Consider the following 16,343-nt stretch of genomic DNA (forward strand, 5'->3'; position numbering starts at 1 on the left):
GCATGTGGAAAACCACATGCTAAAATCCTCCATCTCCAGTTTCATTTGATAATCTTAATTGTACTGTAGTACCTTTTTTAATAATTTCACCAGCTTCTACGCTTTGATAATCTATTAACCCAACTCCCTCATATTTTGGAGTTATTCCTAAAGAACTCAATAGTTCTGTAGCTGCTGCTTGGCTATATCCAGTTACATCTGGCATTATTATATCCTTATTATAGTTCGCATCAGAACCAGTGTAAAGATTTAATTTACTTCCCTCTTTAACTGAATATCCAGGCTTTGGAGATACATCAGTAACATATGTTCCATCACCATCAATTTGTAAATCTAATTTAAGTTCTTTTAGTTTCTTTTTAGCATCTTCAACCTTAAGTCCTCTTATTTCTGGTACAACTACATCCTTCACTACACTAGTAGAACCAATTTTATCAAAATCACTTTCCATATAATTAAATATATCTGTAAATAACATATTAGCAATCGGTGTTGCTATAACACCTGCAAAATATTCACCAGCACTTGGTTCATCTATAGATATCATAACTGTAACCTTAGGATCATCTGCTGGAGCCATACCAACAAATGTTGAAATATACTTTCCATTCTCATATGTCCCATTTTCAGGATTAACCTTTTGCGCTGTTCCTGTTTTACCTGCTATATGATATCCTTCTATAAATGTTCTTTTTGCTGAACCCTCTGATACAACTTTTTCTAAATATCCTCTAAGTTCTTTTGTTTTCTCTGGTGTTGCCACTGTTTTTGTTGCAGGGGTAAACTTCTCATCAATTATTTCAACACCATTTGCATCCTTATGAGATATTTGCTTCATAAGGTGAGGTTGAATTAATGTCCCACCGTTTGCAACTGCATTAACAGAAGCCATAAATTGTATTGGGTTTACTGTATTCGTTTGTCCAAAAGAAATTGTTGCTAAGTCTACATCTGAGATTTGATTTGTAGGTTTTATTATTCCTTTTGCTTCACCTGGCAAATCTATCCCTGAAACTTTACCTAACCCAAATTCTGCAATATGCTTATTTAGATTTTCTTTACCTATTTTTTGCCCTAATTGTATAAATCCTACGTTACATGAATTCTTTAATATATCTCCAAAAGTTTCAGTACCATGTCCCCCAGCCTTCCAACATTTTATGGTTCTTCCACCAACTACTGTAGAACCGCTACATGTATAGGTATCATTTACTCCTACCCCTTCTTCAAGAGCTGCTTCTGCAGTAATAATCTTGAAAATTGATCCTGGTTCAAATGAGTCAGATACACTTCTATTTCTCCACATTTTTTGAAGTTTATCTCCAGAAGTCTTTCCATCAAATTTCTCTGCACCCTCATATGGTTTATTAGGGTCAAAATCTGGCTTATTTGCCATAGCAAGTACTTCTCCATTTTTAGGATTAGTTATTATTACACTTACTGCCTTAGCTTTATTATCATTTAATGCTTGTTCTGCTGCTTTCTCGGCGAAATATTGCATTTTTTCATCTATAGTTAGTGTTACATCCTTACCATCTACAGGTGGCGTAAACTTCGAAACTGTATATGGTAATTCTTCACTCTTCCTATCTAATTCAGCTATTCTCATACCTGGTACTCCAGATAATTCTTTATTGTATTGTAGTTCTATTCCACCTAGTCCTTGACCATCTGTATTTGTAACTCCTATTGCTTGAGCTAAGAAGTTATTGTTTGGATAATATCTCTTTGTATCTGGTGAAACTATAACACCATTTATTTTTAAATTCTTCACCTTATCTGCTGGTTCTTTTTCAATTCTTCTTACAAGTGTAGCAGATCCAGCTGCTGCTCCTGATGGTAACTTAGTTTCAAGTTTTTTAACTACATCTTGCTTGTCCATATTTAATGCTTCTGCTATTCTTTTAGCAATATCATCTGTAACTAAATCATTATTTTTCAAGTAAGTTCTAATTGCATTTAAATCAAAATCAACCCTATACACATTTGCAGAAACTGCTAGTTCTGAACCATTTCTATCTAATATTTTTCCTCTTTTTGCATCAATTTTTACTTCACTAGTCCATTGTTCGATAGCCTTTGCAGAATATTCTTTTCTTTTTACTATCATTATATAAGACAATCTTATTGATAATATAAAGAAAACTAAACTAAGCATAATAAAGACTATTCTCATTCTCTTCTTTATTGTGGCACTATCTCTGTACTTTTTTTTCACAGTTTAACCTCCGTGTAAATTGATTAAAAACTAAGATGCACCTACCAAAGTGCATCCATCATCTTTTCTAATAAAGTTGTATCTCCCACTTTTGTATTGTCTACTTGTTGTAAGTTAAAATTATTTTGACTTAAATCAACTTTTATTATATCTCCTTTTTTAGGTATTGTCATACCCAAATTTTTTTCAGCCTTTTCTTTAACATTTCCAAGAGAAGATGCCTTTAGTACATCTAAATTAAGTGCTTCATTATCTGCCTCTACTGATTTAATATCAGAGTCTATAGAAGCCATAGATTTTTGAATTTTATAAACTTGTGAATCTCTAAATATAGTAACCATACCTAATATAAACACCAATAATATTATTTGAGTCATTCCTGCTCTTAACTTAGCTTTTTTATTGTTAATTATTACTTGTCTTTGCTTTCTAGCTCGTTTTAACTTTTCATATTCTTCTCTATCAGGCTCTCTTAACTTTCTTTGTGGATTTAAAGCATTATTCCCTTTTATATAATCATATTCTCTCATTTTCAATTTATTCACATCCCCATTTTATATAACTAAATTTTTTCAAAAATTCTTAATTTAGCACTTCTGCTTCTTGGATTTCTCTCAACCTCTTCTTCGGTTGGCTCAATTGCCTTTCTTGTAATCACCCTGCCTTTAGACTCTTTCCCACATACGCATATTGGAAACTCTTTCGGGCAAGTACATGGATTTGCTAAATCTCTAAATTTATTCTTAACAATTCTATCTTCTAATGAATGGAAAGTTATTATTGCTAGTCTCCCACCTGAATTTAACTTTTCTACACTATCTTCTATAGCTTTTTCAAGTATTTCTAATTCACCATTAACTTCTATTCTTATAGCTTGAAATGTTCTTTTAGCTGGATGAGGTCCTTCTCTCCTTGCTTTAGCTGGAATTGCTCTTTTTATTATGTCAACTAATTCCAAGGTTGTTTCTATTGGCTTATCTTTTCTATTTTCTTCGATAAATCCAGCAATTCTTTTTGCGAATTTCTCCTCACCATATTCTTTTATAATTCTATATATCTCTTCTTGAGAGTAATTGTTTACTACTTCATACGCACTCAAAGAACTATCTCTATTCATTCTCATATCCAGTGGAGCATCTTTCATATAACTAAACCCTCTATCTCCATTGTCTAACTGATATGAAGAAACTCCCAAGTCCATCAGTATTCCATCTACTTTTGGAATATGTAATTCTTCTAGAATCTCATATATATTATAAAAATTATTATGAACATATCTTACATTATCAAAAATTTTAAGTCTTGCTTTAGCAGCATTTAGAGCATCTGTATCTTGATCTATGCCAATTAATTCTCCATCTCTACCAAGTCTAGTTACTATATGAAAAGAATGACCTGCACCACCCATTGTGCAATCTACATATTTACCATTATCTTTAATTTTTAATGCATCTATACATTCGTTTAATAAAACTGATAAGTGTTTAAACTCCATTCTATCACTCCCTATATTCCTAAATCGCTCATTTTTTCAGCTATACTATCATAATCAATATTTGCGTCATTATATTCTGTCCATTTCTCTTTGCTCCATATTTCAATTCTTGTTAACACACCTATGCTAACTATTTCTTTTTCAATATTTGCATACTCAATAAGATTTTGAGGTATCAACCCTCTACCTTGTTTATCTAATTCTACTTCGCAAGCACCTGCAAAAAAGAATCTGACAAAAGCTCTCGCATCCTTATTAGTAAGTGGTAATGATTTAAGTTTTTCTTCCAAAATTTTCCATTCGCTCATAGGATATGCGTATAGGCATCCATCTAGACCCTTAGTTAGAATGAACTTATTTCCTAGTTCTTCTCTTAACTTAGAGGGCATGATCATTCTGTTTTTAGAATCAAGACCATGTTGGTATTCACCTATAAACATTTTTCACCTCTCCACAAAACTATTCCTCTTAAACTATTATACACCACTTTACACCACTTTTAACCACTTTATATATATATTCTATAATAAAAATTAAAACCCTTCAAGATTTTAGAAGGATTTTTAACTATTTTTTAAGATTAGTCAAAGTTTTCATTAAATGTTCATACTGTTTTCAAGAAAATCTTATATTAATTTAAAACAAAAAAAGAAGTGATTCTTTACATTGAATCACTTCTTTATAAAAGATGTATTTATTTACACATTAAATCTAAAGTTAACTACATCTCCATCTTTCATTACATATTCTTTTCCTTCAAGTCTATATAATCCCTTTTCTTTAGCAGCTGCTTCTGAACCTAATTGTACTAAATCATCATACGAAACTATTTCTGCTCTAATAAATCCTCTTTCGATATCTGAATGTATCTTACCTGCTGCTTGAGGAGCCTTAGTTCCTTTAATTATTGTCCATGCTCTTACTTCTTGAACTCCTGCAGTTAAATAACTAATTAATCCAAGCAACTTATAACTAGCTTCAATTAATTTATCCAATCCAGATTCATCTAAACCATATTCATTAAGCATTTCATTTTTCTCTTCATCATCTAATCCTGAAAGTTCTTCTTCTAATTTAGCACAAACAATGATTACTTCTGCATTTTCAGCAGTTGCATATTCCTTAACTTTTTTCACATATTCATTTTCTAAGTTCCCGCTCATTATTTCTTCTTCAGATACATTACATACATATAAAACTGGCTTAGAAGTAATTAAGAATAAACTTTTAATAAATTCTTGCTCTTCTTCACTTGCTTCAAGAGTTCTTACAGGTTTATTATTCTCCATGTGTTCTTTAATTCTTTCCATTAAAGAATATTCTTCCTTTGCCTTCTTATCACCAGATCTTGAAAGTTTTACTGTCTTCTCCATTCTTCTTTCTAGAACTTCCAAATCTGAAAATATTAATTCTAAATTTATAGTTTCTGCATCTCTAATTGGATCTACATTTCCTTCTACATGAACTACATTTCCATCATTAAAGCATCTAACTACATGACATATAGCTTCTACTTCTCTTATATGTGATAAGAACTTATTTCCTAAACCTTCACCTTTTGACGCTCCTTTTACTAGTCCAGCGATATCATAAAATTCTACTGATGTATATACCTTTTTCTTACTATTATATATTCTTTCTAATTCATCAAGTCTTTTATCTGGAACTGCTACAACTCCAACATTTGGTTCTATTGTACAAAATGGATAATTTGCTGATTCTGCTCCAGCTTTTGTTATAGCATTAAAAAGAGTACTCTTCCCTACATTTGGTAATCCAACTATTCCTAACTTCATTCTATGTACATTCCTTTCTTTCCTTTACTCATCCTTTAAAATTATACTTTATATATTTCTTTATTTCAACATTATACCCAATGTTGGAATAAACTACTTTACTATTTTTTTTAAAACTACAGAACATAAAACTGAGGTGATTTTATGAAAAAGTTTATAAAAATTTTTTTAATCTTTTTTCTATCTTTAGTTTCTTTTGTAACATATATACCAACAGTAGCTTCATCTACAAAAGAATTAGATTGGTATTATGCTTCAAATGGTAAGGGAAACATACCATCTCCTCCTAAAGAGTGCAAGGATTTTATAGCTAAATACCCAGCGTACTTTTTAGGTAATACCAATGAGAAAGTTATTTATCTTACTTTTGATCAAGGATATGAAAATGGATATACTCCAATAATTCTTGATATACTAAAAGAGGAAAATGTACCAGCTGCATTCTTCGTAGTTAAACCTTATTTGAAGGATTGCCCAAATCTAATAAAACGAATGGTTGATGAAGGTCATTTGGTATGTAATCATAGTGCAAGACATCCTTCAATGGCAAAAATACATGATGATACTAAATTTAAAAAAGAATTTGAAGATGTAGAAGTATTATATAAAGAAATCACAGGTAATGATATGCCTAAATTATTTAGACCACCTATGGGCAAATACTCTGAAGAAGTTCTTGATAAAACAACCAAACTAGGTTATAAAACTGTCTTTTGGAGCTTTGCTTATAAAGATTGGATAGTGGATGAACAGCCAAATGAAGACTTTGCTTTTAAGAAAATAACAGAAAACCTCCATCCTGGCGAAATTATGTTATTGCACTCCGTTTCAAAAACAAATGCTAAAATATTAAAATCTGTTATACAAGATGCGAAAGCTAAAGGCTATACCTTCAAATCATTAAATGAAATTCAATAAAAAAAAGGCTTAAAGCCTTTTTTTATTTTCCATCAATAATATTATTAATAGTTCTTATTAGTTTATCTTTTTTATAAGCCGATTCAACCTGAATGTAATTAATTTCTCTAGAAATAGAATTCTTATACTCACCTTCTGGAATATTAGCTAAGTTAATTTTAACATTTAAACTAGCACTTTCAATCGCTGCGTTTATTAGTATAGCTGCTACTCCTGCATCGGATATAGCCCCTTTATTTCCATACTTTGTAGCAATTTCAATCTCGTTAAATAAGTTAATTGCTGTTCTTGCAAAATTTAATGGAGATTCAAGTGCTCCTTTTGTATTCTCTAATATTTTCTCTTCTCTATTGGTTATTTCTTCTTCATTTCCTTTAGGCAATTTATATGCGCTCATTAAAAGCTCAAAAGCTCTTTTATCTTCTTCCATAAAATCATAAAACTTACTTAGATATCCTTTAGTTCTATCTACAGAATTATATACCTCATTTTTGCAATCTTCTTCAAGCTCATCAAACTTTTTCTTGCCAGTTGTTAAGCTATAAACCATGCAGTTTAACCCTGCTGATAATACTCCTACTAATGCTGCAACGCTTCCACCACCAGGTGTAGGATTACTAGATGCTAATTCATCCGTAAATTCTCTTAAACTATAGTTTTCAAACATTATTTACACCCCAAATCTGATTATTGTATTATTTATTCTTTTCCACTAACTTTATCAGGTATCCTAAGTAAACCCAGAATAATATTGAGATAAAGCTAATTATATATATTAAGTCACTTTCAAAAAAATTAACACATATAACGCCTACACATATTGAAAAAAGTATCGTTGATTTTAACTTCTTTGAACCGCGTAGCTTATCTATTTTTAATATAACATGAATAAATGTCATAAAGATAAAACACATAAATATTATAAGCATTGGTACTCCATATACAGTCGCAATCTGTATGTAGATATTGTGAAGGCCACCTGCCTCAATTCCTGGCAAATGATAAATTCCACGAGAAGTTAATTTAGGAATTAAATCTGTTAACGTAGGAATCATTGCTGTATTACCAACTCCTGTTAATGGATGCAATTTAATTGACTCCCACGCAGTAATCCATAATTGATCTCTACCACTCAATACTTGATCCAAGAAATTATCAACTTTTATAGTAGCCCCAATAACAGCTAAAACTGCTAATAATATCATTCCTATTCTTAAAAAGATATTTTTAGCATAAATAAATATGAGTATAAATACAAGCATCATTATCATTAAAAAGCCGCTTCGTCCACTAGAAAGATATAATGCAATTCCATTAGGGATTATTGTCAATAGTACTACTGTTTTTGATATGAATTTTTTATAGTCAATTATCAAATATACTCCAATTACTATAGCTAATGCTGCAGCTATACCTAGAGCATTTTCATTAAAGAATAATCCAACATTACCTTCTCCACCACCAATAGGGTTAATGCCATAATTATGCCCTTTTATTGTGAAGTTAAGTTTTGCTAGAAATAAAATTGCAGAACCTATACATAAAATGGAAGCAACAACATAATAGATTGTTGAAATTACATTGATTTCTTTTAATAACTCTTTATCAGTTTTTTTCTTATCAACTGATAACATTGCAAAGAATATTATTAAATTTACAGCAAATATTTTAATATTTTCACCTGTTCTATATTTAAACACAACTAATAAAAAAGAACACAATATAAAAATATATAGAGGTATCTTATAATATTCAACACCTTCATTTATTAATGTGATTGCACTTAATACAACTAAGATTATTCCCCATACAATGAGTGCTTTATTCAATAAACTTAGCCCAGGTACTTCTGAAACTATAGAAACAAAAGATATACTCATTAGTAGATAAAGGATTTTGAAATAAAATTTGTTGTTTATAAAATTAATTCCTTTAATTAATGTATCCATTATATTAACTCCTTATAAACTCTTATGATTTGGTCTATTATAACATATTTTGAATATCTTTCGATGCACTCATTCCGTATTTTCATTGCATCATACTCATGAATGTTATTTCTCATTTTTTGTAATGCCTCAATTAAATATTTCTCTTCATTCTCTATCAGAAGTCCGTTTGTACTAGTAACTATATCTTCTGAACCTCCATTTTTTGTAGCTATAATTGGCTTTCCATTAGCAGTTGCTTCAATATATACTACTCCGAAAGTTTCATATTCTGATGCTAAAACAAAGGCATCACATTTAGCCATCTCATTTGCAACTTCATTTCTATCTAGTGTTCCTAAAAAAGAAATTTTATCTTCTGAACCTAAGCTCAAAACAAGTTCTTCTAAACTTTTTCTTATTGATCCGTCCCCACCTATAACTAGTTTGCATTTATTATCTGTGAAGGCATTAGAAAAAGCTTTTATTAATAGCTCCATTCCTTTTCCCTCTTCTAAGTAAGCTAAGGAAAAAAATCTAAATTCATCTGAATGCTCAATATTTTCAATTTTAAACAAATCTAAATTTACTAGATTATGAATTACACTAACTGGATTTTGGGTATACTTTGATAATTCATTTTTTAAGCCATTTCCAACTGCAATCAATTTATCACACTCATTATAGGCCTTAAAAATATGCTTTTTATAACTGTCTTTTACATATTTACTATGCTCTAATGATGTGTGCTCAGTAATTACTAAGGGGATATTATATTTTTTAGAAATATAATTTGCTGCTATCCCTCCCCAAAAACATGAGTGAGCATGAATTATATCTACTTTCCCCTGCTCCTTTAGTATTCTATTAAAAAGCTTATCCATTCTTTTATTAAATGATTTAAACATAATTGGATTCTTGGGGAAATAGTTATAATCTTTATATCTATAAGTTGTTAGTCCAAATTCTTCTTTTAACGTTATTCCTCTTTCTTCATTAATTTTACCTATCATAGTAATAGGCCAAATTTCATTGTATGCAACTGTTACTTTGACACCCGACTCTTTTAGTGCTTTGAATTGTTCAATAAAAAAAGTTCCATGAACTTTCTTTCTCTCTGATGAGTACCATGATGGTATTACTAAAACATGCATATATTAATCTTCTCCTAGAATTTTATTTAATCTTTTTGCAACTGTCTCCCATTCATAGTTCATATCTTCTAGAGGATATTCTCCTTCATCAATTTTTCTAGATAACTTCACAATTGCTTCTTTTATCATTTCCTTCTCATTTTTAACGCCTAAACACTTATAATGGTTTTCTACCAATGGAATTATAGGGTCTTTATCGTCTCCGTATATATTTAGAACCCATGCATCTGTACCGAAATAATCGTATATCTTGCCTGGAATTTGCTTAGAATTCTTGTTCCCAAATAACAACAGAACATCACTGTTGAGCATATATTTAAGAGCTTCATTATAAGGTATTCTCCCAGATATTTTTACGATCTTTTCTGAAGTCAATTCATCTTTCACCTTATCGTCATCGATATTACCAAAAAATAAAATATTTAGCCTATTATATACATTACTATTTTCATTTTTAAGTTCTTTTATTGCCTTAATAAATGGATTAACATCTCTTAACTTAGTAAAAATTTCACCTGCATATACTATATTTATTTTATTTTTATTAATTAATCTTGGTATTTCCTGATTTCTAAGTTTATCGTAGATTTCTTTATCATATCCTCTGTTAAGTACATGACACTTATCAGGATTTAAATTATAAGTATTAATATAATCTTGCATATTTTCCTTAGTTACAAAAATAAGCCTATCTGTATTATTAACCACTTTTTTCTCTAAATATTTTTCAAAATACTTTCTAATAAAATTTGCTTTCTCCCTAGTAGAATCTTTTACCCAAGGATCACTCCAATATGTAATCCATGGAATGTTTGAAAATTCTTTTTTAATTAAATAAGCACATAAATGGGATGAAGGTGGCTCATGCATAGAAAAAATTACATCAAAACTATTTTCTTTAAGAAGTTTCTTTCCATACCTTGACGCTTTCAAGGCCCAAATACCATACATATCAGGCACTGCCACTAAGTTTTTAATTTTTCTTAAAAATAATCTTCTGCTAGTTTTACTATTAGTATTTGATGCTGTGCTACTAGATTTCTTAGGCATTATTTTGTCAAAAATTTTTCCTCCATCTATTGCATGAATACTAATCCTACTATCCATCATTGAAAGAAGATATTCATCATAATATATTGAATTTTTAGGAAAATTCACGGTTAATAAGTGAATTTCATTGCCTTCAATCTTATTTAACTTATTTAAATATTGTAGTGTCTCTATAGATGCCGAATTATTAATAAGTGGAGAATAGCATGCAATAAATAATATCTTCATTATTTCCTCCTAATCTTCTTCAAAAACAATAAACTAATTTCATTAATTTCATTTATTCTTAATATCATGCAGAATATATAATATATTAACATTCCAATTAATGTTATAGGAATTATGGTCTTAATATTTAAAACAATATTAAATGTGTTATTGATAAACACTAAAATAACTCCCATTATAATAGATGCAAAAAGAATCTTAAATAATTTTATTATAAGTTCTAACATATTAAAATTACTTACTACTCTATTTATATTTGATAGCAATAATACTGAAGTAATTATAAGTGCACTAGACGTTGCAATTGAAATTCCTATAATTCCAAACATCTTAGAAAGTATAATATTAAATAAAATATTAGCTATTACACCTATTACTCCATTAATAGTGGTATCTTTAGTTCTTCCCATTGAAAACAATGTGGAATTTAAAATGTCTCTAATTCCATAAAATGCAAGTCCTATTAAATATCCTAAAAAAGCTAATCTTGTTAAACTTACAGAATGTAACGTAAATTCATTTCTCATATATATCATCTTTATAATATCTTGATTATAGATAATTGCTGCCGTAGCAATTGGAATCAATAATAGCATTGTATATATAATGGTTTTTTTAACATATTGTATGAATCCCTCTTTATCTTCAGAATTTTTACTATTTGCCATTAGCGGAAATGTTACTGTAAGAATAGAGGATGTAATTATTGTATTAAGGAAAACTATTAATTTCTGTGAATAGTTAAGTGCTGCTACACTTCCTTCTTCTAAATATCCTGCAATTTTAATATCAACCATCATATTTATTGAATTTGCACCTGCACCTATTATAACTGGCGCTATAAGTAATAGAACCTTCCTGATTCTTTCATCTTTAAATTTAAAATCTGGTTTATAAATATATCCATGTTTTATTAGAGATGGAATTTGTACTAGTACTCTTGCTATATTTCCTATAACATTTGCTATAGTTAACCCAACAATGCTGTATCCATTAAAAAACACCAAATATATAATCATAGGAGCATTGAAAAACAACCCTAGAATCGATGGAACTATGAAATCTTCATTTACTTGAAGTATAGAACTAAAACAAGCATTTACAGCTAAAAATAGTAGATTTAGCATTGTAATTCTTGTAAGAAAAATAGTTAATTCTAATTTTTCCCCACTATATCCTGATGCAAAAAAAGGAACAATTTGCCTTGCAAAAATAAAGGATATAAGAAATACTCCAATTGAAATAACTACTAGTAAAGTTATCACCTTATTAGCAAACTCATGCATTTTATTCTTGCCATTTTTAATTAATTGTTCACTTAGAACAGGTAAAAAAGATGTAGAAATAGCAAGTCCTATTATCATAAATAAGCTTTCTGGAATAGTTACTGCAACTGAATATGCATCAGCATATAAACCTGTGCCGAAGCTACTAGCTATTAACATATCCCTTATAAAGCCTATTCCCCTACTTAGTATAGAAACTGCCATAATGATAAAGGTAGACTTCAGTATTTTTCTGCTATTCATTAGTTCACCCTACCTTTGCTCATTAGAACCATCCAAAGGAATTTAGGTATTGATCCAAGTCTTTTTATTCTCCAAGGCTCTTTAGATACTCTATACAGCCATTCTAATCCAAGATTAATCATCCATCTTGGTGCTCTTTTTACATTTCCAGCTATAACATCAAAACTACCGCCTACTCCCATATAAACCTTACAAGGTAGCTCATTCATATATCTAGCTATAAACTCTTCTTGTCTTGGACACCCCATTGCAACAAAAATAGCATAAGGGTTACCCTTTTTAATATCTGAAATTATATTTTCGCAATTATATATATCAAAATATCCATTATGTCTACCTGTTATTTTTATACCTGGATAGTTTAACTGTAGTTTATTACAACACTCACTCAATACTTCTTCTTTAGCACCTAGTAAATAAATTCCTTTTCCCTCTTCATTACATCTGCCAATTATTTCATGCATTACTTCTATGCCTGCTATTTTTTCTTCTACAGGATCCTTAACCAATTTAGATGCAATTACTGTTCCAACTCCATCCGGAATTATCAAGGTTGTCTCTTCATGAAAATTTTTATAAAGAAACTCATTTTTTAGTCCGTTAAATAGAATTTCTGGATTACCTGAAATTATGTTAACCTTTGGATAACTATCAATATGCTCTAAAATCTGACTCTTCTTTTTCTTATATATTTTAAATCCTAATATTTCTACAAACATATTATTTCTCCTAATTTTCATTCTCTTTACATAATACCATAAAGGATTTTATCTGTGAAATTCTATTTATCCTATTACTTACAATTGATATAAATTTGTAAACTCTTAGTAATAATTTAATTAGGCAAGGGTTTAAGTTCAACTAATAATTTATTCATGCCTGAAAATGTCCAGATGCCAACATTTTCAAACAAGTATAAATTAAGTTTCCTATAAAAAACCCTATAAGCTATTAATATAATCTCTTAGTTGCTTAACTATCTCATCATCTTTATTTATCTTTTCTGCTATTTCCAAATGCAGCTTTGCTTGTTTTAAATCACCTGAATTAATATACGACATTATTAAATTCGTACAAATCTCAACATCTCTTGTTGCTTCAAAGGCTTTCCTGAAATATTTAATTGCATTATCATAGTCTCCAATTGAAGCTAAGTTAATACCCATTTCATTTACAGTTTCAACAATGGCACTATCTAAGGCTAAACTTTCATTTAGATAATATATTGCTTTTTCAAAATTATTAACTTTTCTATAACATAAGGCAATATAATAAAATAAAGTTGCATCATCGCCAAACCTATCAATTAGAGGTATAAGTTTTTTAACTGCTTCTTCTGGCTTATTTTCTATTAACCCTTTTCCTTCTTCAAAATTAATAATATCTTCGATGTTTTGATATATTTCAATAATTACATCATTTTTTTCTCCGCCTAACTTAAAATACTCCTTAAAGGCTTTATAAGCTTCATTATATTTTGAGTCGTCTCTAAATATTAAGGCATCATATAAATATGGCATTGGATTAGTGTTATTTATCTCTCTATATCTATCTATATCTTCCTTAAACACTGTTACAAATTCTTTATCAGTTTCCCTAATTGATTCTCCAAGTGATAATAGTTTTGTGAATACCTCATCTGAATTATCAACTTGAGATAACCCTCTTAACATTATGTATGCATCATCTAATTTATTTTCTTTAACTTTTTCTGCAACTCTACTTTTAATGAATTTAACTGAATCTTTAATATTTAATAGTAGAACTTTATAGTCATCATTATATTTCAGATTTTTGTCGGAACCTAATGCCAAACTCATTCCTTCGACAAATTCATATATAGGTAAATTTTTTATTTTATTCTCACGTTCTATATTTTGCGCCAAATAATCTGGACTTATAGGTAAATATAATTCCTCACTTTTTAATTTCACATTAGGTATTTTTAAGGCATTTAAAAATCCATTTTTATTAATCTCTAAAAAAAGTAATTTTGATAGTTTTTCCTTAAAATAAATATTATAATTCAAATTCAATTCTCCTTTTCATATAAAATTAAAGCTATCATCTTAGGATGATAGCTTTAAATACAGATTAGTTTAAATTATCTTCAATAAGCTTTGTTAGAGAAGCTTTAAATTCATTAATCTTATTCTCTGAATCCTTTATAGAACTACCTTTTACTGCAACATATAATTTCATTTTAGGTTCTGTTCCTGAAGGTCTTACAACAAACCATGATTCATCCTCGAATATAAATTTTAATACATTTGATTTAGGTAAATCAATAGTATTCTGAATTTTATTAACTAAATCTTTTTGAATACTTAATTTATAATCTTCTTTCAAGCTTAATTTAACTCCATTAAGCTCTTCAAAATCTGTTTCCCTTAATCTTTCAATACATTTAGCTATCTTTTCTTGCCCTTCTTTTCCTGTAAGTTCAAATGAAACTAGAGTTTCTAAGAAATATCCATACTCCTCATATAATGCTATTAACGCATCATATAAACTCATTCCTTTTTCCTTATAATATAATGTCATTTCAGCTATAAGCATTGCTGCTACAACTGCATCCTTATCTCTTGCATGATTTCCAGCTAAATATCCATAACTTTCTTCAAACCCAAATAAATATTTTTTACTATTATCCTTTTCAAATTCAGTCATCTTTTCCCCGATGTATTTGAATCCAGTTAGTACATTAATTAATTCTATATCAAAACTTTTGGTTATGTTTTTAGCTGATTCAGTTGTTACAATTGTTTTTACTATTACTCCATTATCAGGAAGTTCATTTCTTTCCTTTAATGAACTTAGTATATACTGTGTTAATAGCATTCCAGTTTGATTTCCTGTTAAAACTTTGTATTCTCCTAAGCTATTTTTAACAACTACACCTATTCTATCGCAATCTGGATCAGTTCCGAATATTATATCTGGCTCTGATGTTTTTGCCATTTCTAATGCCATCTTAAATACTTTCGGATCTTCTGGATTTGGGTATGGTGCAGTTGGGAAGTTTCCATCTGGCAATTCTTGTTCTTTAACAACACTAACATTTTCATACCCTAATTCTCTTAACACTCTTCTTACAGGAATATTTCCTGAACCATGAATTGGTGTATAGATTATTTTTAAATCTTTAGCTTTTTCTTTCACTAATTCTTTTCTTATTGTAGATTCTTTTACTGCATCAATATATGCCTTAACAACATCTTCACCGATATAATTAAGATACCCTTTTTCTAATGCTTCCTTCTCATCCATAGTCTTTATTCTATCGAATGACTCTATCTCATTAACAAACTTTAATATATTTGCGGCGTCATTATCAGTAACTTGTCCTCCATCAGGTCCATATACCTTATACCCATTATATTGCTTTGGATTGTGAGATGCAGTAATAACAATTCCGCCTATACATTCTAAGTGTCTAACTGCAAAAGATAATACTGGAGTTGGCTCTAAAGATTCAAATAAAAATACTTTTATCCCATTTCCACATAAAGTTAATGCTGTAGCCTTTGCAAATTCCTTGGACATATTTCTTGAATCATAGGCTATTGCTACTGATGCATCTCTATCTTTATATTCATTATTTATATATTCTGCAAAACCTTGTGTAGCCTTACCAATAGTATATATATTCATTCTATTACTTCCGAATCCTATTATACCTCTTAGACCACCAGTTCCGAATTCTAATTCCTTATAGAAGCGATCTTCAATCTCTTTATCATCGCTCAACTCATTTAACTCTTTTTTAATTTCTTCCCCAATTATACTGGAATCTAACCATTCCCTATACCTTACTTTATAATCCATAAATATACCTCCAATCATCTATTATAATTATATACATTTTTTTCATATGTTCAAGTATTTTACCACCTATGCAAAATATAAATGCCAATGAAATCTACCTTCATCAGCATTTATATTATAATAATTTTAATTTATTCTAAGTTTATAAAGTTTTATTTATATATAATGCAAAAATCATATTACATTTCATTTTAAAACT

General features: G+C 29.3%; 14 protein-coding genes. 1 reads left to right on the forward strand and 13 read right to left on the reverse strand.

Annotation, left to right across the window (positions count from 1 at the left end; genetic code table 11):
* Window positions 1-19: 19 nt before the first annotated feature.
* From L1S47_RS16275 to ychF, 5 genes are all read right to left on the reverse strand, one after another.
* Window positions 20-2,176, reverse strand: coding sequence for a stage V sporulation protein D (locus L1S47_RS16275; protein ID WP_238885053.1), 2,157 nt, complete (start codon window positions 2,174-2,176; stop codon window positions 20-22).
* A gap of 83 nt (window positions 2,177-2,259) precedes the next feature.
* Window positions 2,260-2,754, reverse strand: coding sequence for a cell division protein FtsL (locus tag L1S47_RS16280; RefSeq protein ID WP_238884778.1), 495 nt, complete (start codon window positions 2,752-2,754; stop codon window positions 2,260-2,262).
* A gap of 26 nt (window positions 2,755-2,780) precedes the next feature.
* Window positions 2,781-3,713: a 16S rRNA (cytosine(1402)-N(4))-methyltransferase RsmH gene (gene rsmH, locus L1S47_RS16285; RefSeq protein WP_238884780.1), complete on the reverse strand. Its 933-nt coding sequence runs from the start codon at window positions 3,711-3,713 to the stop codon at window positions 2,781-2,783.
* A gap of 11 nt (window positions 3,714-3,724) precedes the next feature.
* Window positions 3,725-4,153, reverse strand: coding sequence for a division/cell wall cluster transcriptional repressor MraZ (mraZ, locus tag L1S47_RS16290; RefSeq protein WP_238884782.1), 429 nt, complete (start codon window positions 4,151-4,153; stop codon window positions 3,725-3,727).
* 258 nt (window positions 4,154-4,411) lie between these two features.
* Window positions 4,412-5,509, reverse strand: coding sequence for a redox-regulated ATPase YchF (gene ychF / locus L1S47_RS16295; protein ID WP_238884784.1), 1,098 nt, complete (start codon window positions 5,507-5,509; stop codon window positions 4,412-4,414).
* A 144-nt stretch (window positions 5,510-5,653) separates the two neighbouring features.
* On the opposite strand from ychF, the gene pdaA reads away from it, so the two are divergent.
* Window positions 5,654-6,427, forward strand: coding sequence for a delta-lactam-biosynthetic de-N-acetylase (pdaA, locus tag L1S47_RS16300; RefSeq protein ID WP_238884786.1), 774 nt, complete (start codon window positions 5,654-5,656; stop codon window positions 6,425-6,427).
* Window positions 6,428-6,449: 22 nt separating this feature from the next.
* Here the strand turns inward: pdaA and L1S47_RS16305 are convergent, their stop codons facing one another.
* The 8 genes from L1S47_RS16305 to L1S47_RS16340 form a co-directional block, all read right to left on the reverse strand.
* A complete protein-coding gene (locus L1S47_RS16305) occupies window positions 6,450-7,094 on the reverse strand; it encodes a cyclodeaminase/cyclohydrolase family protein (protein ID WP_238884790.1) in 645 nt (214 codons plus the stop codon).
* 28 nt (window positions 7,095-7,122) lie between these two features.
* On the reverse strand, window positions 7,123-8,376 hold the full coding sequence (locus L1S47_RS16310) for an O-antigen ligase (protein WP_238884793.1): 1,254 nt from the start codon (window positions 8,374-8,376) through the stop codon (window positions 7,123-7,125).
* Entirely contained in the window at window positions 8,376-9,509 is a 1,134-nt protein-coding gene (locus L1S47_RS16315; protein ID WP_238884795.1) for a glycosyltransferase, read from the reverse strand. Before L1S47_RS16315 ends, L1S47_RS16310 begins: the two co-directional genes overlap by 1 nt.
* A 3-nt stretch (window positions 9,510-9,512) precedes the next feature.
* Window positions 9,513-10,787, reverse strand: a complete 1,275-nt coding sequence (locus L1S47_RS16320; RefSeq protein WP_238884806.1) for a glycosyltransferase — start codon at window positions 10,785-10,787, stop codon at window positions 9,513-9,515.
* The gene (gene murJ, locus L1S47_RS16325; protein ID WP_238884808.1) at window positions 10,787-12,316 is read right to left on the reverse strand and encodes a murein biosynthesis integral membrane protein MurJ; all 1,530 of its coding nucleotides are present in this window, start codon (window positions 12,314-12,316) and stop codon (window positions 10,787-10,789) included. The genes L1S47_RS16320 and murJ overlap by 1 nt, the downstream gene beginning before the upstream one ends.
* Window positions 12,316-13,035, reverse strand: a complete 720-nt coding sequence (locus tag L1S47_RS16330; protein WP_202766439.1) for a WecB/TagA/CpsF family glycosyltransferase — start codon at window positions 13,033-13,035, stop codon at window positions 12,316-12,318. Before L1S47_RS16330 ends, murJ begins: the two co-directional genes overlap by 1 nt.
* Before the next feature lie 222 nt (window positions 13,036-13,257).
* Window positions 13,258-14,346, reverse strand: coding sequence for a M48 family metallopeptidase (locus L1S47_RS16335; protein WP_238884810.1), 1,089 nt, complete (start codon window positions 14,344-14,346; stop codon window positions 13,258-13,260).
* A gap of 64 nt (window positions 14,347-14,410) precedes the next feature.
* Window positions 14,411-16,144 carry a phospho-sugar mutase gene (locus tag L1S47_RS16340; protein WP_238884812.1) on the reverse strand — a complete coding sequence of 578 codons (1,734 nt, stop codon included), beginning with the start codon at window positions 16,142-16,144 and terminating at the stop codon, window positions 14,411-14,413.
* Window positions 16,145-16,343 lie beyond the last annotated feature (199 nt).

The sequence above is a fragment of the Clostridium sp. YIM B02551 genome (genome assembly GCF_022324735.1).
Lineage (GTDB): Bacteria > Bacillota > Clostridia > Clostridiales > Clostridiaceae > Clostridium_T > Clostridium_T paridis.

Excerpts from the sequence above, each read along its gene's own strand:
- L1S47_RS16275 (WP_238885053.1), bottom strand. The coding sequence starts at position 2,176 with ATGAGAATAGTCTTTATTATGCTTAGTTTAGTTTTCTTTATATTATCA.
- rsmH (WP_238884780.1), bottom strand. The coding sequence starts at position 3,713 with ATGGAGTTTAAACACTTATCAGTTTTATTAAACGAATGTATAGATGCA.
- mraZ (WP_238884782.1), bottom strand. The coding sequence starts at position 4,153 with ATGTTTATAGGTGAATACCAACATGGTCTTGATTCTAAAAACAGAATG.
- ychF (WP_238884784.1), bottom strand. The coding sequence starts at position 5,509 with ATGAAGTTAGGAATAGTTGGATTACCAAATGTAGGGAAGAGTACTCTT.
- pdaA (WP_238884786.1), top strand. The coding sequence starts at position 5,654 with ATGAAAAAGTTTATAAAAATTTTTTTAATCTTTTTTCTATCTTTAGTT.
- L1S47_RS16305 (WP_238884790.1), bottom strand. The coding sequence starts at position 7,094 with ATGTTTGAAAACTATAGTTTAAGAGAATTTACGGATGAATTAGCATCT.
- L1S47_RS16310 (WP_238884793.1), bottom strand. The coding sequence starts at position 8,376 with ATGGATACATTAATTAAAGGAATTAATTTTATAAACAACAAATTTTAT.
- L1S47_RS16315 (WP_238884795.1), bottom strand. The coding sequence starts at position 9,509 with ATGCATGTTTTAGTAATACCATCATGGTACTCATCAGAGAGAAAGAAA.
- L1S47_RS16320 (WP_238884806.1), bottom strand. The coding sequence starts at position 10,787 with ATGAAGATATTATTTATTGCATGCTATTCTCCACTTATTAATAATTCG.
- murJ (WP_238884808.1), bottom strand. The coding sequence starts at position 12,316 with ATGAATAGCAGAAAAATACTGAAGTCTACCTTTATCATTATGGCAGTT.
- L1S47_RS16330 (WP_202766439.1), bottom strand. The coding sequence starts at position 13,035 with ATGTTTGTAGAAATATTAGGATTTAAAATATATAAGAAAAAGAAGAGT.
- L1S47_RS16340 (WP_238884812.1), bottom strand. The coding sequence starts at position 16,144 with ATGGATTATAAAGTAAGGTATAGGGAATGGTTAGATTCCAGTATAATT.